This window comes from Enterobacter sp. 186315, from assembly GCF_053290175.1.
Window position 1 is genome coordinate 133,468 of the sequence record NZ_JBPTTK010000004.1, and the last position, 18,647, is coordinate 152,114.

At 53.1% G+C, this 18,647-nt stretch carries 15 protein-coding genes; 7 read left to right on the forward strand and 8 right to left on the reverse strand.

Annotated elements, in window-relative coordinates; all coding sequences use genetic code 11:
* Positions 1–32: 32 nt before the first annotated feature.
* From ACSVHP_RS06525 to ACSVHP_RS06560, 8 genes are all read right to left on the reverse strand, one after another.
* A complete protein-coding gene (locus tag ACSVHP_RS06525; protein ID WP_447551332.1) occupies positions 33–1,394 on the reverse strand; it encodes an MFS transporter in 1,362 nt (453 codons plus the stop codon).
* Positions 1,395–1,607: 213 nt separating this feature from the next.
* Positions 1,608–2,495 (reverse strand): heme o synthase, encoded by an 888-nt coding sequence (gene cyoE / locus ACSVHP_RS06530; protein ID WP_447551334.1) that lies wholly within the window; start codon positions 2,493–2,495, stop codon positions 1,608–1,610.
* An 11-nt stretch (positions 2,496–2,506) separates the two neighbouring features.
* Positions 2,507–2,833, reverse strand: a complete 327-nt coding sequence (locus ACSVHP_RS06535; protein WP_006176899.1) for a cytochrome o ubiquinol oxidase subunit IV — start codon at positions 2,831–2,833, stop codon at positions 2,507–2,509.
* A complete protein-coding gene (locus ACSVHP_RS06540; protein ID WP_234675154.1) occupies positions 2,833–3,450 on the reverse strand; it encodes a cytochrome o ubiquinol oxidase subunit III in 618 nt (205 codons plus the stop codon). Before ACSVHP_RS06540 ends, ACSVHP_RS06535 begins: the two co-directional genes overlap by 1 nt.
* Entirely contained in the window at positions 3,440–5,431 is a 1,992-nt protein-coding gene (cyoB, locus tag ACSVHP_RS06545; protein WP_417315044.1) for a cytochrome o ubiquinol oxidase subunit I, read from the reverse strand. Before cyoB ends, ACSVHP_RS06540 begins: the two co-directional genes overlap by 11 nt.
* A gap of 16 nt (positions 5,432–5,447) precedes the next feature.
* On the reverse strand, positions 5,448–6,395 hold the full coding sequence (cyoA, locus tag ACSVHP_RS06550; RefSeq protein ID WP_234675156.1) for a cytochrome o ubiquinol oxidase subunit II: 948 nt from the start codon (positions 6,393–6,395) through the stop codon (positions 5,448–5,450).
* Positions 6,396–6,874: 479 nt separating this feature from the next.
* Entirely contained in the window at positions 6,875–8,350 is a 1,476-nt protein-coding gene (gene ampG, locus ACSVHP_RS06555; protein WP_447551335.1) for a muropeptide MFS transporter AmpG, read from the reverse strand.
* Between the two features lie 46 nt (positions 8,351–8,396).
* Entirely contained in the window at positions 8,397–8,975 is a 579-nt protein-coding gene (locus ACSVHP_RS06560; RefSeq protein WP_234675158.1) for a lipoprotein, read from the reverse strand.
* Between the two features lie 305 nt (positions 8,976–9,280).
* Here ACSVHP_RS06560 and bolA point away from each other — a divergent pair, with 305 nt between their 5' ends.
* The 7 genes from bolA to ppiD all read left to right on the forward strand — a co-directional run bounded on the left by bolA (position 9,281) and on the right by ppiD (position 18,621).
* Complete coding sequence (gene bolA / locus ACSVHP_RS06565; protein ID WP_234675159.1) at positions 9,281–9,598, forward strand: transcriptional regulator BolA; 318 nt, start codon at positions 9,281–9,283, stop codon at positions 9,596–9,598.
* A 331-nt stretch (positions 9,599–9,929) separates the two neighbouring features.
* Positions 9,930–11,228: a trigger factor gene (gene tig, locus ACSVHP_RS06570; RefSeq protein ID WP_234675160.1), complete on the forward strand. Its 1,299-nt coding sequence runs from the start codon at positions 9,930–9,932 to the stop codon at positions 11,226–11,228.
* 260 nt (positions 11,229–11,488) lie between these two features.
* A complete protein-coding gene (gene clpP, locus ACSVHP_RS06575; RefSeq protein ID WP_234675161.1) occupies positions 11,489–12,112 on the forward strand; it encodes an ATP-dependent Clp endopeptidase proteolytic subunit ClpP in 624 nt (207 codons plus the stop codon).
* 126 nt (positions 12,113–12,238) lie between these two features.
* Positions 12,239–13,513 (forward strand): ATP-dependent protease ATP-binding subunit ClpX, encoded by a 1,275-nt coding sequence (gene clpX, locus ACSVHP_RS06580; RefSeq protein ID WP_006176908.1) that lies wholly within the window; start codon positions 12,239–12,241, stop codon positions 13,511–13,513.
* A gap of 183 nt (positions 13,514–13,696) precedes the next feature.
* A complete protein-coding gene (gene lon, locus ACSVHP_RS06585) occupies positions 13,697–16,051 on the forward strand; it encodes an endopeptidase La (protein WP_234675162.1) in 2,355 nt (784 codons plus the stop codon).
* Between the two features lie 210 nt (positions 16,052–16,261).
* Positions 16,262–16,534, forward strand: coding sequence for a nucleoid-associated protein HU-beta (hupB, locus tag ACSVHP_RS06590; RefSeq protein WP_002444653.1), 273 nt, complete (start codon positions 16,262–16,264; stop codon positions 16,532–16,534).
* Positions 16,535–16,746: 212 nt separating this feature from the next.
* Positions 16,747–18,621 carry a peptidylprolyl isomerase gene (gene ppiD / locus ACSVHP_RS06595; RefSeq protein WP_447551337.1) on the forward strand — a complete coding sequence of 625 codons (1,875 nt, stop codon included), beginning with the start codon at positions 16,747–16,749 and terminating at the stop codon, positions 18,619–18,621.
* Positions 18,622–18,647: the final 26 nt, after the last annotated feature.

Below are 18,647 nucleotides of genomic sequence, written 5' to 3' on the forward strand. Positions count from 1 at the left end.
TGAAAAAGCCCGGTTTAACCGGGCTTTTTTTTTCAGGCTTTCAGCGCCTGCTCCACCTCAAAGCGGTTGGTCACTTTGCTGTCGATTTTCACGTAGGCGCTGCGTTCATCCGCGACAATCATCACCTCGCTGACCCCCTCTGTGGCTTCCAGACGCGCCTTCAGCGCATCGCTAATCTCAACCTCTGGCGGGATCTCCACGCGCAGGCTGCTCACGTAGCGCGGCTCTTTCATGGTGCCGGCCACCAGCAGCCAGACCATCGCCAGCAGCGCGCCTGCCAGGAACACGGTCTGGGAATCAAACAGCCCATCGACCCAGCCGCCAAGCGAGCCGCCAATGGCCACGCCGAGGAACTGGCTGGTGGAGTAAATGCCCATCGCCGTGCCTTTATAGCCCGCCGGGGACTCTTTACTGATCAGCGACGGCAGCAGGGCTTCCATCAGGTTAAACGCGAGGAAAAAGATCTGCACGCCGATAACCAGCTCCCAGAAGTGCGGGCCCGATCCCCAGAGGACGATTTCGGCAATCAGCAGCAGCGACACGCAGCCGAGGAAGACGCGCTTCATTTTGCGCTTCACTTCCGCGTAGATGATGAACGGGACGACGGACACGAAAGAGATAAGCATCGTCACCAGGTAAATTTTCCAGTGCTCGGCGGCGGGGAAGCCCGCGGCGGCAAGCTGGCCCGGCAGGGCCACGAAGGTCGACATCAGCAAAATGTGCAGACACATGATGCCGAAGTTGAGCTTGAGCAGGCGAGGCTCAACAAGCACTTTGCTGAAGCAGCCTTTGACCATGCCGGATTCGCGGTTGAGGACGTGGTTTTTGCTGTCCGGCACCACCCACAGGGTTAAGGCAATGCCGACGGTCGCCAGCGCGACAATCATCCAGAACAGGGCGTGCAGCCCCAGCCTGTGGGTGATGATGGGGCCGAGCACCATCGCAATGGCGAAGGTGACGCCGAAGCTGACCCCGATAAAGGCCATCGCTTTGGTACGGTTCTGTTCGCGGGTTAGATCCGACAGCAGCGCCATCACGGCGGCGGCAATCGCACCGGAGCCTTGCAGGGCGCGGCCTAAAATAATGCCCCAGATGGAGTGGGAGAGGGCGGCAATGACGCTGCCGAGCACAAACACCAGCAGGCCGCCGACAATCAGCGGTTTACGGCCAATGCGGTCAGAGAGCAGGCCGAAGGGGATCTGGAATACCGCCTGCGCCAACCCGTAAATGCCGATGGCGATGCCAATCAGCGCCTCGCTGGCACCCTGTAGCGCCATACCGTAGGTGGTCAGAACAGGCAGGACCATAAACATGCCAAGCATCCGTAGCGAGAAAACAGTCCCTAAGCCCCAGGTCGCGCGAAGCTCGCCTGGCGTCATTTTATAATCGTTCATTACCACCTCAGTTCAAAAGCAGGCACTAGTTTAGGCGGGGTGTTAATTGCGGTAAATAGGTGTTTGTTTAAGAGATATTACCATCGTGCAAAACCGCGTCGGGTGGCGGCGATGCCTTACCCGACCTACCGATCCCGTAGGCCCGTGCAAGAGTAGCGCCGCCGGGCAAAAAAAAAGCCAGGTAATTAACCTGGCTCTTTCAATTCAACACGCTTACCAGACGTAAGTGAGCAGGCTGTGTGAATCCGGCACCATAAAATCGACCGACATCATCACGCTCAGGGCGGTAATGGCGATGATGGAGAAGCCGAACAGCTTACGCGCCCAGACTTTGTCATCTTCCACTTTGTAACCGCGCAGGGCCATACCGAGCCACCAGACGCTTACCGCAGCCGCCACCACCAGATATTTATATCCAGCGTAACCGCCCAGAGAGAGCATCAGGGTCGCCATGGCAAAGGCGATGATGTACAGCGTGATATGGTTTTTCGCGACCGAGATACCTTTCACGACCGGCAGAACCGGGATGTTCGCTGCCTGATAATCCTTGAAGCGGAAAATCGCGATGGCATAGGAGTGCGGCATCTGCCACAGGCTAAAGATAGCCAGCAGGATCAGCGCACCGCTGTCGAACTCGTTGGTCACAGCGCAATAGCCAATCACCGGCGGCGCAGCGCCGGAGAGAGAACCAATCAGCGTGCCGTAGACGGAGTGGCGCTTCATATACAGGCTGTAGACGCCCACATACACCACGAACCCCATCACCCCCAGCCAGCAGGCCAGAGGGTTAGCGCCAAACCACAGCAGCATAAAGCCAGCAATACCCAGCAAGGTGGCGTACACCAGCGAGACAGAAGGGGCGATCAGGCCTTTAACCAGCACCCGATTTTTAGTCCTTTCCATCTTCTTGTCGATATCCATGTCGATGTAGTTGTTAAATACACAACCGGACGCAACAACCAGTGACACACCGATCAGCGTGGAGACAAAGAGGGTGTAGTCGATGCTGCCCTTAGAGGCCAGCAGGAACCCTCCGATCACGGAGATCAGGTTGCCAAAGATGATGCCTGGTTTCGTTACTTGCAGGTATTGCTTAAACATACTCGCCGCTCTTAGTGAACCATCATGTTGTAGTTCAGGTTCCACATAATCCAGATGGAACCGACTACCAGGATAGCGATGATAATCACGGTAAAGATAAAGGCGGTCATATTCCAGCCTTCATCGGACTTGGTGTTCATGTGCAGGAAGCAAACCAGATGCACCAGAATCTGAATCACCGCGGTCACCAGGATTGCGCCCAGGATAACCGGCTTAGATGCAGAACCGCTCATCACCATCCAGAACGGGATCACCGTGAGGATGATCGACAGGATAAAACCTGTCATGTAGGTTTTTACGCTACCGTGGGAAGCTCCATGATCGTTTGAATGACTCATTACATCGCCCCCATCAGATAAACAACTGAGAACACACAGATCCATACCACGTCCAGGAAGTGCCAGAACAGGCTCAGGCACATGATACGGGTACGGTTAGTGCTGGTCAGGCCGCGACGGGATACCTGGAACATCAGTACCGCCATCCAGATCAGACCTGAGGTTACGTGCAGACCGTGAGTACCGACCAGCGCGAAGAACGCTGACAGGAAGCCACTGCGATCCGGGCCGAAACCTTCCATGATCAGGTGATGGAATTCATAGATTTCCATCCCGATAAATCCAGCACCAAACAACCAGGTTAACGCCAGCCAGGAAACGACCTGGCTCTTGTTATTTTTGTACATGGCGATAGCCGCCATGCCGTAGGTGATGGAGCTGAATAACAGCAGTGCGGTTTCAACCAGAACGAACGGCAGTTCAAAGATGTCCTTACCGGTCGGGCCGCCCGCTGTGCCGTTCACCAGAACGGCATAGGTCGCGAACAGACAGCAGAACAGAATGCAGTCGCTCATCAGGTAGATCCAGAAACCGAAAACTTTCATCGGTCCTGTATCGTGGTGCGCATGTGCGTCATGCGCGTGGGCAGTTGAGTGCGCCAGAGTATCAGTTGCCATTTTTCAGCCCCGCTTTAGAAATCTCGTCGAAATGCTGATTTTCCAGCTTCTCAACTTCACGGACTGGTACGTAGTAGTCCACGTCCTCGTCAAAGCTCTTCACAATCCAGCTGATTACGATGCCAGCGAAGCCAACAATCGCCATCCACCAGATGTGCCAGATCATTGCGAAACCAAATACCGTTGCGAAGGCGGCGATAACAATGCCCGCACCGCTGTTTTTCGGCATGTGGATCTCTTCGTAATGAGCAGGTTGCTTGTACGCTTCACCTTTTTCTTTCATTTCCCAGAATGCGTCGCGTTCATGGATCTGCGGCACAACGGCGAAGTTATAGAAAGGAGGTGGGGAAGAGGTTGCCCACTCCAGCGTACGGCCACCCCATGGGTCACCGGTCAGGTCACGGTTCTGCTCGCGGTCGCGAATAGACACGTAGAACTGAATCAGCTGAGAAGCAATACCGCACGCGATCAGCACCGCACCGCCCGCTGCAACCATCAGCATTGGGTGGAACTGTGGATCGATCTGCTGGCTCAGACGACGGGTCATACCCATGAAGCCCAGCACGTACAGCGGCATAAACGCCACGAAGAAGCCAATGATCCAGAACCAGAACGCGCGTTTACCCCATTTTTCGTTCAGGGTGAAACCGAACGCTTTTGGCCACCAGTAGGTTACGCCAGCGAAGCAGCCGAAGACCACGCCACCGATGATAACGTTATGGAAGTGCGCAATCAGGAACAGGCTGTTGTGCAGAACGAAGTCAGCACCCGGAACCGCCAGCAGTACGCCAGTCATCCCGCCTACGGAGAAGGTCACGATGAAGCCGATGGTCCACAGCATTGCTGAGTGGAACACGATACGGCCCTGGTACATGGTAAACAGCCAGTTGAAGATCTTAACCCCGGTAGGGATTGCGATAATCATGGTGGTAATACCGAAGAAGGCGTTTACGTTCGCGCCCGCACCCATGGTGAAGAAGTGGTGCAGCCAAACGATGAACGACAGAACGGTAATACACACGGTTGCCCACACCAGAGAGGTGTAGCCAAACAGGCGTTTACGCGAGAAGGTTGCTGCGATTTCGGAGAATACGCCGAACACAGGCAGAACCAGAATGTACACTTCCGGGTGACCCCAGGCCCAAATCAGGTTGATGTACATCATCATGTTGCCACCCATATCATTCGTGAAGAAATGGGTGCCCAGATAGCGGTCCAGGGTCAGCAGCGCGATGGTGACGGTCAGAATTGGGAATGACGCGATAATCAGGATGTTGGCGCACAGAGATGCCCAGGTAAATACCGGCATCTTGAACATGGTCATGCCAGGGGCACGCATCTTGATAATAGTCACGAAGAAGTTGATACCGGTCAGGGTAGTACCGATACCGGAGAGCTGAAGCGCCCAAATCCAGTAATCAACACCTACGCCCGGACTGTACTCAATTCCCGAAAGCGGCGGGTAGGCCAGCCAGCCGGTCTGAGCAAACTCGCCCACGCCCAGTGACAGGTTAACCAGGATAACGCCGACAACCGTGAACCAGAAGCTCAGGTTGTTCAGGAACGGGAACGCAACGTCGCGCGCGCCGATTTGCAGCGGAACGACAACGTTCATCAGACCGATAACCAGCGGCATCGCCACGAAGAAGATCATGATAACGCCGTGGGCGGTAAAGATCTGATCGTAGTGGTGCGGCGGCAGGAAGCCGGCTTCACCCGCCGAGGCGAGCGCCTGCTGGCTACGCATCATGATCGCATCCGCAAAGCCACGAATTAACATGACGATACCGACGATGCAGTACATGATACCGAGTTTTTTGTGGTCAACCGAAGTCAGCCACTCATTCCACAGGTAGCTCCACTTACCGAAGTAAGTGATCAAGCCCAGTAAGGCTGCGCCACCGATGATAATTGCAGCCACCGTAACCACGATAATCGGTTCATGGTAGGGCACTGCATCCAGTGTCAATTTTCCGAACATTTTCTTCCTCGGCCCCTTAGTGAGCGGTTTCCGCGTGGCTCATGTCCATGCCTTCCATACCTTCGTGCGCGCTGTGCTCGCCTTCAGGCTGGGTCATGTCCATGCTCTTGCCGTGATCCATAAATTTGCCAATAACGTCTTTGAACAAATCAGGTTTCACGTTAGAGAAGTACTCCACCTTGTTGTATTCGCTAGGTGCAGCCACTTTTTCGAACGCCGCCATGTCAGACATGGTGTTTGGAGACTGTTTCGCTTTTTCAACCCACTGGTCGAAGGCGGCACGGTCTGGCGTCGCGATAGCTTTGAACTTCATACCTGAGAAGCCCGGGCCGCTATAGCTGGCGGAGATACCATCGTAGGTGCCTGCTTCATTGGCGATCAGGTGCAGGTTGGTCTGCATACCGGCCATCGCGTAAATCTGGCTACCCAGACGCGGGATGAAGAAGGAGTTCATAACGGAGTTGGAGGTCACTTTGAACTGAACCGGAGTGTTCGCGGGGAAGGCGATTTCATTCACGGTAGCAATGCCCTGTTCCGGATAGATGAAGAACCATTTCCAGTCCATGGAGACCACTTCAATGGTAATCGGTTTTTCATCGTGAACCAGCGGTTTGCTCGGCTCAAGCGCGTGAGTGGTTTTCCAGGTCAGTACGGCAAGGAACAGGATGATCAGGATAGGTACCGTCCAGACCACAGCTTCCACTTTATTGGAGTGTGACCAGTTAGGGCTATACTTCGCATCTTTATTGCTCGCACGATACTTCCAGGCGAAACCTACAGCCATCAAGATGGCTGGAATAACCACAATCATCATCAGGCCGAATGCCGTCAGAATCAATGAACGTTGTTCCAGTCCAATCTGTCCTTTGGGGTCTAGTAGTGCAGAATCGCAGCCGCTGAGTAATACAGTGCCTGCAAATAATGACAACCATCCCAAACTTTTATTGTATTTCCTGAGTCTCATTTAACGACCTCAATTCCACGGGAGTCTGGTGGCGTTTAAAGTGTGGGGGCATTTTACGGGAAGGTTACATTACTGTAAACATCATTAGGGCTGTGTCAGGAAGGTGTTACCGGGTTCTGCCGCACATGTCACAAGTGTTGCAAAACATGTCGCTTTTTCAGACCAAAGCCGCATGGCATGGGCGTTATAACGAATCGACCCCTAAGGATATCCTAAAAAGGGCAATTGGTATAACCATTCTCAAAATTATACAAATAATTAACAATTAATTTTCAATAAAAAGACAATTGAAAAACGAAAATTCAATCTTTCAAATGCTGAATCGGTTAATGGAAAATAGGCTAGTCAAGTAAGCTCCAATAATTTCCAATTTTTATCCCGCACAAAACAACAAATATTTTTTTTAGCCGGAGCAGGTTATTTCGCCGTTATAATTTCGCATCGTGATTACAACGGGAAATAACCTTTCGTTTTTTTCGTCAGGTCCGCTGGGTTTTGCGTAACGCCAGGAAATCGAGCAGTCCACCCGTCACAATTCCGGCGATAGCCAGCAGGGCACCGACGTCGAGCAGCAGGGCTTCAAAGGGGAGTACAAGCGACGTCGCGGCGTTGACAATTAACACCATCAGCCATAGCGCCAGCGCCAGGCTGCCCGCCATTAATAAGCGCAGAGCAAATAGATAGGCGCGCTGATATTCGGTTCGCGGCATAAAGTGTTCCGTTCGCTGGGTATATTCCAGCGTCTGACGACACACCAGTAACAGCAAAATGCCCGGTACGGCGGCAATAACCGAGAACAGATAGAACGTCGGCCAGCCGTGCGCTTCAACAAACCAGCCCGCAATCGGACCAACGTAGACGCGGCCCACGGCAGACAGCGCGGAGAGCAGGGCAAACTGCGTAGCGGAAAACGACTTATTACACAGCGTCATCAGTAGCGCAACAAAGGCCGCGGTGCCCATGCCGCCGCACAGGTTTTCAAAGAAGACCGCAGCGGCCATTGAGATCATATGCTTGTCGGTTATCGACAGCAGCCAGTAACCGGCGTTGGAAATACCCTGGAGAATGCCGAAGATTAACAGGGCACGGAACAGCGACAAACGCTGCATCAGCACGCCGCCGTATAGTGCGCCGACAATAGTGGCAAACAGCCCCAGCGTCTTATTCACCACGCCCACTTCCCCGGCATCAAACCCCACGCCACGGATCAGGAAGGTCGTCGTCAGGCTCATGGCAAACGCGTCGCCCAGCTTATAAAGGACAATCAGCAGCAAAATCAGCCAGGCGTTATTGCGGCCAAAGAAGTCGCGCAGCGGCTCAGCGACGGCCTGCTCCAGCGAGCGCGGAACCGGGATGACATTGCTCGGCTCCGGAGCAAGCAGGGTAGCAATAATGCAGGGGATAAGCAGGGCGGCCATCAACCAGTACATGCCCTGCCAGCCGAGATAGCGGTCGGCCAGCCACAGCGCCAGGCCGCCGGACACCAGCATCCCGAGGCGATAGCCCAGTACGCTGATCGCCGCGCCCGTGCCGCGTTCTTCGGCGGGCAGCACGTCGGTTTTCCAGGCATCAAACACGATATCCTGGGACGCCGAGCAGAAGGCAATCACCACCGCCAGCGCTGCCATCCAGCGCAGCTGGCTGGACGGTTCAAGGAACCCCATAGCGGCGATGGCGAGCAGCAGCAGCACCTGAGTCATCACTAACCAGCCGCGACGACGCCCCAAAAACGGCGGGGTGTAGCGGTCCATGACCGGCGACCACAGGAACTTGAAGACGTAGGCTTGCCCGACGAGGGAGAAGAAACCGATGGTTTTAAGATCAATGTTCTCGACGGTCATCCAGGCCTGAAGCGTGCCGGAGGTGAGCGCGAGGGGTAAACCGGAGGCGAAGCCGAGGATCAGCAGGATAGCTGATTTCGGTTGCTGGAAAATGCGTAAGTAGCGACTGGACATGTGTCTATAGCACTGACCCGGCGAAGCGCCGGGTCAGGATGCAGGATTAACGCGCGTTTTGCTTGATGAAGTCGTGGATGCTGGTGTCCTGAGCCATATCAGAGATGGTGTCGGTCAGCACACTGTTGACGGCGTTAGCAATGTTCTGGTTAGACGCCTGGAAGGCGCCTTCAACCTGGTAGCTCGCACGGTAGTTTTTGGTCATCTTGTTGCCGTTCTTCGCGGTGGCGATGATGGCGATATCCGCTTTGGTTGCGATGTTGTAGCGCACGTTGCCCTGGGAAACGTCTGCGTACAGGTTGTTCACGATGATTTGCAGATCAACCACGCCGCTTGGTCCAATCATATAACCGCGAGCGGTCATCTGTTTTTCCAGCACTTCTTGCAGCAGGAAGCGCAGGTCGCGGGAGGCGGTCAGGGTCACCTGCTGGTTGTCGCGGGTTACTTTCGCCAGCGCCTGATCCTGGCGCTGGTCGGCGCCGTTGATGCTGACGGTCACGCCCATCAGGCTAGGATCCTGCTGTGGCAGGGAAATCTTAGGGGAAACGTCAATGGTGGTCGGTGGGGTTGCGCAGCCCGCCAACATGAAAAGCGCTACCAACGGAAAGAAGAGTTTTTTTAACATTTTCAGGTTCTCAACGAATCGTAAGCATATAGAGAGAAAAATTGGCGCCATCATAACATCGCCAACGACGAGGGGAAGTGGTCAACGCATGTAAATTCATCGCCTTGTCCGAAAAATGACCACTTCTGACGTTTTCTCTGCCAGTCGGAGACAAAACGTATGAGACTCATAGTGAACTTCATTCGTTTGACTGAGAAAATCAGACGAAAGCTAAATATTTGTTGTCTTGTTGTAATGGAAACGGTAAAAGCGGCTAACATTTAAAGGGATGGGTGACATCTTAGCGTTGTCGGAGGAGTAATTTCATGATGATACGTGAGCATATAGAAGACAAATTAAGGGCAGCGTTCAACCCCGTTTTCCTCGAAGTCGTCGATGAAAGCTATCGTCACAACGTACCTGCTGGGTCTGAAAGTCATTTTAAAGTGGTGCTGGTGAGTGACCGCTTCGCAGGAGAGCGTTTCCTTAACCGACACCGTATGATCTATGGCACGCTGACAGAGGAACTCTCGTCAACGGTTCATGCGCTGGCGCTCCACACCTATACCATCAAAGAATGGGAAGGCTTACAGGATACGATTTTTGCGTCACCACCTTGTCGAGGTGCAGGCAGCATCGCCTGATAAATCGTATTTGCAACCGCTGGAGTTTTTCCAGTATGTTGCTAGCAGATTACGTCAAAGCGGCCTCCGGGCCGTTTTGTTTTGTCTGAGTTTTGAACGTATGGTGCATTTTTAAGGCTAAAAATAGCCTTAAAGTGTGAAAAAAGCCGCAGCAACATACCCTAACCGTTCTCGACTCACCTTAGTGATGCCGCTATAATGCCGCGTCTTATTGAATGTCTTCGGGATGATTCTGGCGACAGGGAATGTGAATCTGCTTAATAGAGAACATCCCGGTACAACAGACAGATTCAGAGTTGACCGAGCACTGTGATTTTTTTGAGGTAACAAGATGCAAGTTTCAGTTGAAACCACTCAAGGCCTTGGCCGCCGTGTAACGATTACTATCGCTGCTGACAGCATCGAAACTGCTGTGAAAAGCGAGCTGGTCAACGTAGCAAAAAAAGTACGTATTGACGGCTTCCGCAAGGGCAAAGTACCAATGAATGTTGTTGCTCAGCGTTATGGCGCTTCCGTGCGTCAGGATGTGCTGGGTGAACTGATGAGCCGCAACTTTATCGATGCGATCATCAAAGAAAAAATCAATCCAGCCGGCGCGCCAAACTACGTGCCAGGCGAGTACAAGCAGGGCGAAGACTTCACCTACTCCGTAGAGTTCGAAGTGTACCCGGAAGTCGAGCTGAAAGGTCTGGAATCCATCGAAGTTGAAAAACCGATCGTTTCCGTTACTGACGAAGACGTTGACGGTATGCTGGACACCCTGCGTAAGCAGCAGGCGAACTGGAAAGACAAAGAAGGCGCAGTTGACGCAGAAGACCGCGTTACTATCGACTTCACCGGTTCTGTAGACGGCGAAGAGTTCGAAGGCGGTAAAGCGTCTGATTTCGTACTGGCAATGGGCCAGGGTCGTATGATCCCAGGCTTTGAAGACGGTATCAAAGGTCACAAAGCGGGCGAAGAGTTCACCATCGACGTGACTTTCCCGGAAGAGTACCACGCTGAAAACCTGAAAGGTAAAGCGGCTAAGTTCGTTATCAACCTGAAGAAAGTGGAAGAGCGCGAGCTGCCAGAGCTGACTGAAGAATTCATCAAGCGTTTCGGCGTTGAAGATGGTTCGATCGCAGGCCTGCGTACCGAAGTGCGTAAAAACATGGAGCGCGAGCTGAACGGCGCCGTGCGTAACCGTGTTAAATCTCAGGCGATCGACGGCCTGGTGAAAGCGAACGAAATCGACGTTCCAGCAGCTCTGATCGACAGCGAAATCGACGTTCTGCGCCGTCAGGCTGCACAGCGTTTCGGTGGCAACCAGCAGCAAGCGATGGAACTGCCGCGCGAGCTGTTCGAAGAGCAAGCTAAACGCCGCGTTGTTGTTGGCCTGCTGCTGGGTGAAGTGATTCGCACCCACGAGCTGAAAGCTGACGAAGAGCGTGTGAAAGGCCTGATCGAAGAGATGGCTTCCGCATACGAAGATCCATCAGAAGTGATCGAGTTCTACGGTAAGAACAAAGAGCTGATGGACAACATGCGCAACGTCGCACTGGAAGAGCAGGCTGTTGAAGCGGTACTGGCGAAAGCTAAAGTGTCCGAAAAAGAGACCTCTTTCAACGAACTGATGAACCAGCAGGCGTAATTTCGCCCCAACGGTTTAAAGTTTGAACAAAAAACCCGTTGCCTCCCGGCGACGGGTTTTTTTTATCACACCAATAGTCCAGGAAGAGTGCTAAAACACCCTTTCAGTGTTAGCGTAACAACAAAAGATTGTTATGCTTGAAATAGGGCAAAGTGAACCCCATAACCAGGTAATCACGACGAATGAGACTGGCTGATAATCCGTCCATAAGGTTACAATCAGTACAGCAGGTGTTTTCAATTTAGATCCAGGAGACGGAAATGTCATACAGTGGCGAACGAGACAACTTTGCACCCCATATGGCTCTGGTGCCAATGGTTATTGAACAGACCTCACGTGGTGAGCGTTCTTTTGATATCTATTCCCGTCTGCTCAAGGAACGCGTTATCTTTCTGACCGGCCAGGTCGAAGACCACATGGCTAACCTGATTGTGGCGCAGATGCTGTTTCTGGAAGCGGAAAACCCGGAAAAAGACATCTACCTGTACATTAACTCCCCTGGCGGCGTGATTACGGCGGGTATGTCCATTTACGACACCATGCAATTCATCAAGCCAGACGTGAGCACGATTTGTATGGGGCAGGCGGCATCTATGGGCGCCTTCCTGTTAACCGCAGGGGCAAAAGGTAAGCGTTTCTGCCTGCCTAACTCTCGCGTGATGATTCACCAGCCGCTGGGCGGATATCAGGGCCAGGCGACGGATATTGAAATCCACGCACGCGAAATTCTGAAAGTAAAATCGCGCATGAATGAACTTATGGCGCAGCATACGGGTCAATCCCTTGAGCAGATCGAGCGTGATACCGAGCGCGATCGCTTCCTCTCTGCATCAGAGGCAGTTGAGTACGGCTTAGTTGACTCCGTATTGACCCATCGTAATTGATGCCCGCGACGCGAGTGTGCCGCTATACTAAGGTAGGGCGGCATTCTGCTGAGAGCAGCTTGCGTCTGAGAATGGCATTTGCGTCGTCATGTGCGGCACAAAGAACTTAAAAAGAGGTTTGGACTCATGACAGATAAACGCAAAGATGGTTCGGGCAAACTGCTGTACTGCTCTTTTTGCGGCAAAAGCCAGCATGAAGTGCGTAAACTGATTGCCGGGCCGTCCGTGTATATCTGCGACGAATGTGTCGACTTATGTAACGACATCATCCGCGAAGAGATTAAAGAAGTCGCACCGCACCGTGAGCGTAGCGCACTGCCAACGCCGCATGAAATCCGTCATCACCTTGACGACTATGTCATCGGTCAGGAGCAGGCGAAAAAAGTTCTGGCGGTAGCGGTTTACAACCACTATAAACGTCTGCGTAACGGCGATACCAGCAACGGTGTTGAGCTGGGTAAAAGTAACATCCTGCTGATCGGGCCAACCGGTTCCGGTAAAACGCTGCTGGCTGAAACCCTGGCGCGCCTGCTGGATGTTCCGTTCACCATGGCTGACGCCACCACGCTGACCGAAGCCGGTTACGTGGGTGAAGACGTTGAAAACATCATCCAGAAACTGCTGCAAAAGTGTGATTACGATGTGCAGAAAGCGCAGCGTGGGATCGTCTATATCGATGAAATCGATAAGATCTCCCGTAAATCAGACAACCCGTCCATCACCCGTGACGTATCAGGTGAAGGCGTACAGCAGGCACTGCTGAAGCTGATCGAAGGTACGGTTGCTGCGGTTCCGCCTCAGGGTGGCCGTAAACATCCACAACAGGAGTTCTTGCAGGTAGATACCTCCAAGATCCTGTTTATCTGTGGCGGTGCGTTCGCAGGGCTGGATAAAGTCATTTCTCACCGCGTTGAGACTGGCTCCGGCATCGGTTTTGGCGCGACGGTGAAATCTACGTCTGAAAAACCAAACGAAGGCGAGCTGCTGTCGCAGGTTGAACCAGAAGATCTGATCAAGTTTGGTCTGATCCCTGAGTTCATCGGTCGTCTGCCGGTTGTCGCAACGCTGAACGAGCTGAGCGAAGACGCGTTAATCCAGATCCTGAAAGAGCCGAAAAATGCGCTGACCAAGCAGTATCAGGCGCTGTTCAATCTGGAAGGCGTAGAGCTTGAATTCCGTGATGAAGCGCTGGATGCGATCGCGAAGAAAGCGATGATCCGTAAAACCGGTGCGCGTGGCTTACGCTCTATCGTTGAAGCTGCTCTGCTCGACACCATGTACGATCTGCCGTCCATGGAAGATGTCGAGAAAGTGGTGATTGATGAATCCGTCATTGGTGGCCAAAGCAAGCCGCTGCTGATTTACGGTAAGCCCGAAGCGCAGCAGGCGTCTGGCGAATAATTCACCAAATCAAACAGGCAGTTATTAAAAAAGGGGGGATTTTATCCCCCCTTTGCTTTTTCCGTATTCATGACGTTGAATGTGTGGGAAACATCCCCATATACTGCTTACATGTTAATGGTTGTGTGAAACACAGTCACAGAACCTGATTACCTGGCGGACACTAAACTAAGAGAGAGCTCTATGAATCCTGAGCGTTCTGAACGCATTGAAATCCCCGTATTGCCGCTGCGCGATGTGGTGGTTTATCCGCACATGGTCATACCCTTATTTGTAGGGCGGGAAAAATCTATCCGTTGTCTTGAAGCCGCCATGGATCATGATAAAAAAATCATGTTGGTTGCGCAGAAAGAAGCTTCAACGGATGAGCCGGGTGTAAACGATCTTTTCACCGTCGGGACCGTGGCCTCTATTTTACAAATGCTGAAACTGCCGGACGGCACTGTCAAAGTGCTGGTTGAAGGTTTGCAGCGTGCGCGTATTACCACTCTGTCAGATGATGGCGAGCATTTCTCTGCGAAGGCGGAGTACCTTGATTCACCTGAGCTGGATGAGCGCGAACAGGAAGTGCTGGTACGCACCGCGATCAGCCAGTTTGAAGGCTATATCAAGCTTAACAAGAAAATCCCACCGGAAGTGCTGACGTCGCTGAACAGCATCGACGATCCTGCACGTCTGGCGGATACCATCGCTGCACATATGCCGCTGAAGCTGGCTGACAAACAGTCTGTGCTGGAAATGTCCGACGTGAACGAACGTCTGGAATACCTGATGGCGATGATGGAATCCGAAATCGATCTGTTGCAGGTTGAGAAGCGTATTCGCAACCGCGTGAAGAAACAGATGGAGAAATCCCAGCGCGAGTACTATTTGAATGAGCAAATGAAAGCCATTCAGAAAGAGCTGGGCGAGATGGACGACGCGCCGGACGAAAACGAAGCGCTGAAGCGTAAAATCGACGCGGCTAAAATGCCGAAAGAGGCGAAAGAGAAGGCCGAAGCAGAATTGCAGAAGCTGAAAATGATGTCTCCGATGTCGGCAGAAGCGACCGTTGTGCGCGGCTACATCGAGTGGATGGTGCAGGTTCCGTGGAATGCCCGCAGCAAGGTCAAAAAAGACCTGCGTCAGGCTCAGGAGATCCTGGATACCGACCACTACGGCCTTGAGCGCGTGAAAGACCGTATCCTTGAGTACCTCGCGGTTCAGAGCCGTGTGAATAAGCTCAAAGGCCCAATTCTGTGCCTGGTCGGGCCTCCAGGGGTAGGTAAAACCTCTCTGGGTCAGTCCATTGCGAAAGCGACCGGTCGTAAATACATCCGTATGGCGCTGGGCGGCGTGCGTGACGAAGCTGAAATTCGCGGGCACCGTCGTACCTATATCGGCTCTATGCCGGGCAAACTGATTCAGAAGATGGCGAAGGTGGGCGTTAAAAACCCGCTGTTCCTGCTCGATGAAATCGACAAAATGTCGTCTGACATGCGTGGCGACCCGGCTTCTGCCCTGCTCGAAGTGCTGGATCCTGAGCAGAACGTCGCGTTCAGCGATCACTATCTGGAAGTGGACTACGATCTGAGCGATGTGATGTTCGTAGCGACCTCCAACTCCATGAACATTCCGGCACCGCTGCTGGACCGTATGGAAGTGATCCGTCTTTCTGGCTACACCGAAGACGAAAAGCTGAACATCGCTAAACGCCACCTGCTCTCTAAGCAGATTGAGCGTAACGCTCTGAAAGAAAGCGAAATCACGGTAGACGACAGCGCGATCATCAACATCATTCGTTACTACACCCGTGAAGCGGGCGTGCGTGGTCTGGAGCGTGAAATCTCTAAACTGTGCCGTAAAGCGGTTAAACAGCTCCTGCTGGATAAAACCCTGAAGCACATCGAGATCAACGGTGACAACCTGCACGAATATCTGGGCGTTCAGCGTTACGACTACGGTCGCGCGGACAACGAGAACCGTGTTGGTCAGGTGACTGGTCTGGCGTGGACGGAAGTGGGCGGCGACCTGCTGACCATCGAAACCGCCTGCGTACCGGGTAAAGGTAAACTGACCTACACCGGCTCGCTGGGTGAAGTGATGCAGGAATCCATTCAGGCGGCGCTGACCGTGGTGCGCGCGCGCGCGGAGAAACTGGGTATCAACCCTGATTTCTACGAGAAACGCGACATTCACGTTCACGTTCCTGAAGGCGCAACCCCGAAAGATGGCCCAAGTGCGGGTATCGCAATGTGTACTGCGCTGGTGTCCTGTCTGACCGGTAACCCGGTTCGTGCCGATGTGGCGATGACCGGTGAAATCACGCTGCGTGGTCAGGTTCTGCCTATCGGTGGTCTGAAAGAAAAACTTCTGGCAGCGCACCGTGGTGGGATCAAAACCGTATTGATTCCGCATGAAAACAAGCGCGACCTGGAAGAGATCCCGGACAACGTGATCGCCGATTTAGATATTCATCCGGTGAAGCGTATTGAAGAAGTTCTGACCCTCGCTTTGCAGAATGAACCGTCTGGAATGCAGGTTGTAACCGCAAAATAGTGACCTCGCGCAAAGAGCGTCAATAAAAACAAGGCTGGCAGGTGAATTCGCACTTGCCAGCCTTTTTTTGTATAGCTAATTTAGATTGCTGATTGGGTAAGCCATCAACAACGGGTGTTGTAAGCTCATGGCAGGCCTGATATAACTGCTGCGCGGTCGCACTGTGAAGGATTCAGGTGCGATATAAATTATAAAGAGAGGAAGAGAACAGTGAATAAATCTCAACTGATTGACAAAATTGCTGCGGGTGCTGATATTTCTAAAGCCGCAGCTGGACGTGCGTTAGATGCTTTAATTGCTTCTGTTACTGAATCTCTGCAAGCTGGGGACGACGTTGCACTGGTTGGTTTCGGAACTTTCGCGGTTAAAGAGCGTGCTGCCCGTACTGGCCGCAACCCTCAGACCGGTAAAGAAATCACTATTGCTGCCGCTAAAGTGCCGGGCTTCCGTGCCGGTAAAGCGCTGAAAGACGCAGTAAACTGATTGCTTTCTCCCTTCAGGGAAGCTGAAAAGTACAAGGGCGCATCATTTGATGTGCCTTTTTTGTTTGTCCAGACCTGATTTGTTCGAGTTTATGCGAGTTGTGGGCTGACAATTGCCCCGGTTTCTTGTCACAATACGCCTTTACGCGCGACGGTCAGGATTTTCCGTCAGCGTCAGGTAACCAGTCACCTACAGCGGAGTGTTGTTACACCATGATGGACAGCTTACGCACGGCTGCTAACAGTCTCGTGCTCAAGATTATTTTCGGTATCATTATCGTGTCGTTCATATTGACCGGCGTGAGTAGTTACCTGATCGGCGGTAGCAGCAACTACGCCGCAAAAGTGAATGGCCAGGAAATTAGCCGCGGGCAGTTCGAAAATGCTTTCGCCGGTGAACGTAACCGTATGCAGCAGCAGCTGGGAGATCAATTCTCTGAGCTGGCGGCAAACGAAGATTATATGAAAACCCTGCGTCAACAGACCCTTAACCGCCTGATCGACGAAGCCCTGCTTGACCAATACGCGAAAAACCTCGGTCTGGGTATCAGCGACGATCAGGTTAAAAAAGCCATCTTCGCCACTCCGGCATTCCAGTCTAACGGCAAATTCGACAACACCCGCTACAACGCCATCGTGAATCAGATGGGGATGAACGCTGACCAGTACGCTCAGGCGCTGCGCAATCAGCTGACCACCCAGCAGCTGATCAACGCCGTTGTGGGCACCGATTTTATGCTGAAAGGTGAAACTGACGAGCTGGCTGCGCTGGTCGCACAGCAGCGTGTCGTGCGTGAAGCGATAATCGACGTGAATGCATTGGCGGCAAAACAGCAGGCCAGTGACGCAGAAGTTAACGCTTACTACGAGCAGAACAAGAACAGCTTCGTTGCGCCAGAACAGTTCCGTATTAGCTACATTAAGCTTGATGCCGCCGCGTTGCAGGAAACGGCGTCTGACGCTGATATTCAGTCTTACTACGATCAGCATCAGGACCAGTTCACCCAGCCACAGCGTAACCGTTACAGCGTCATTCAGACCAAAACGGAAGCGGAAGCAAAAGCGGTGCTGGACGAGCTGAACAAAGGCGCTGATTTCGCGACCGTTGCAAAAGCAAAATCCACCGACATCATCTCCGCAAAAAATGGCGGTGATATGGGCTGGCTGGAAGACGCAACGACCCCGGAAGAGCTGAAGAACGCAGGCCTGAAAGACAAAGGCCAGCTGTCCGGCGTGATTAAATCCACCGTTGGCTTCCTGGTGGCGCGTCTGGACGATGTTCAGGCAGCAAAAACCAAACCGCTGACCGACGTTCGTGATGATATTGCGGCGAAAGTGAAGCAGGAAAAAGCGCTGGACGCCTTCTATGCGCTGCAACAGAAAGTGAGCGATGCCGCCAGCAATGACAACGAGTCGCTGGCAGGTGCAGAGCAGGCGGCGGGCGTGAAGGCGGTTGAAACGGGCTGGTTTGGCCGCGACAACCTGCCGGAAGAGCTGAACTTCAAGCCGGTTTCAGACGCTATCTTTAACGGTGGCCTGGTCGGTGAGAACGGTGCCCCGGGCAGCAACTCTGACATCATCACCGTGGACGGCGATCGCGCCTTCGTACTGCGCGTGAGCGAGCACAAGGCCGAGTCCGTGAAGCCTCTGGCTGAGGTGAAAGATCAGGTTGTGGCACAGGTTAAACACAATAAAGCCGAGCAGCAGGCAAAGCTGGACGCAGAAAAACTGCTGGCCGATCTGAAAGCAGGTAAAGGCGATGATGCGCTGAAAGCTGCGGGTGTGACATTCGGTGAAGCGAAAACCCTGAGCCGTACCAGCCAGGATCCTGTCAGCCAGGCGGCGTTTAGCCTGACCCTGCCAGCAAAAGACAAACCAAGCTTCGGTACCACCACGGATATGCAGGGCAACGTTGTTCTGCTGGCGCTGGACGAAGTGAAAGCGGGCACCATGCCGGAAGCGCAGAAGAAAGCGATGGTTCAGGGAATCACCCAGAACAACGCCCAAATTGCCTTCGAAGCCATGATGAGCAACCTGCGTAAAGAAGCAAAAATTAAACTGGGTGACATCATTACCCAGCAGCAATAATTACGCGTCTGCTCGCAGATTTTCGT

What these genes read in the sequence shown, in the direction of transcription:
- ACSVHP_RS06525 (WP_447551332.1), bottom strand. Translation starts at nt 1,394, where the DNA reads ATGAACGATTATAAAATGACGCCAGGCGAGCTTCGCGCGACCTGGGGC.
- cyoE (WP_447551334.1), bottom strand. Translation starts at nt 2,495, where the DNA reads ATGTTTAAGCAATACCTGCAAGTAACGAAACCAGGCATCATCTTTGGC.
- ACSVHP_RS06535 (WP_006176899.1), bottom strand. Translation starts at nt 2,833, where the DNA reads ATGAGTCATTCAAACGATCATGGAGCTTCCCACGGTAGCGTAAAAACC.
- ACSVHP_RS06540 (WP_234675154.1), bottom strand. Translation starts at nt 3,450, where the DNA reads ATGGCAACTGATACTCTGGCGCACTCAACTGCCCACGCGCATGACGCA.
- cyoB (WP_417315044.1), bottom strand. Translation starts at nt 5,431, where the DNA reads ATGTTCGGAAAATTGACACTGGATGCAGTGCCCTACCATGAACCGATT.
- cyoA (WP_234675156.1), bottom strand. Translation starts at nt 6,395, where the DNA reads ATGAGACTCAGGAAATACAATAAAAGTTTGGGATGGTTGTCATTATTT.
- ampG (WP_447551335.1), bottom strand. Translation starts at nt 8,350, where the DNA reads ATGTCCAGTCGCTACTTACGCATTTTCCAGCAACCGAAATCAGCTATC.
- ACSVHP_RS06560 (WP_234675158.1), bottom strand. Translation starts at nt 8,975, where the DNA reads ATGTTAAAAAAACTCTTCTTTCCGTTGGTAGCGCTTTTCATGTTGGCG.
- bolA (WP_234675159.1), top strand. Translation starts at nt 9,281, where the DNA reads ATGATGATACGTGAGCATATAGAAGACAAATTAAGGGCAGCGTTCAAC.
- tig (WP_234675160.1), top strand. Translation starts at nt 9,930, where the DNA reads ATGCAAGTTTCAGTTGAAACCACTCAAGGCCTTGGCCGCCGTGTAACG.
- clpP (WP_234675161.1), top strand. Translation starts at nt 11,489, where the DNA reads ATGTCATACAGTGGCGAACGAGACAACTTTGCACCCCATATGGCTCTG.
- clpX (WP_006176908.1), top strand. Translation starts at nt 12,239, where the DNA reads ATGACAGATAAACGCAAAGATGGTTCGGGCAAACTGCTGTACTGCTCT.
- lon (WP_234675162.1), top strand. Translation starts at nt 13,697, where the DNA reads ATGAATCCTGAGCGTTCTGAACGCATTGAAATCCCCGTATTGCCGCTG.
- ppiD (WP_447551337.1), top strand. Translation starts at nt 16,747, where the DNA reads ATGATGGACAGCTTACGCACGGCTGCTAACAGTCTCGTGCTCAAGATT.